Genomic DNA, 299 nt, shown 5'->3' on the forward strand with positions numbered 1-299 from the left:
AACAAAACAAATACTAACATATGAATACAAAACCAATTTACGCATTACTACTGTGCATATTGGCATCTTGCCAGTCTTCTCGTACAACCGATATAAAGAATATAGACCAAGAGTTGGTACTGTGGAATGGTTTGGTGGATAGCCGCTTTACTAAAATGGTGGAATGGGTATAGCGCTTGTTATGACTTCACCAACCCCGAAGCTTCTGCACATTTTATTGCCCTATTGAAAAACATGTAGAATGGTTAAGCCAAAGCAGAGTTGTATCAATAAAATACTTAGTTGATTTCCAGTACATT

At 36.8% G+C, this 299-nt stretch carries 1 protein-coding gene; it reads left to right on the forward strand.

What is annotated here, in order from left to right:
* Window positions 1-20: 20 nt before the first annotated feature.
* Entirely contained in the window at window positions 21-173 is a 153-nt protein-coding gene (locus tag D0T50_RS13585; RefSeq protein ID WP_163224056.1) for a hypothetical protein, read from the forward strand.
* Window positions 174-299: the final 126 nt, after the last annotated feature.

It is taken from the genome of Bacteroides sp. 214 (genome assembly GCF_010501015.1).
Lineage (GTDB): Bacteria > Bacteroidota > Bacteroidia > Bacteroidales > Bacteroidaceae > Bacteroides.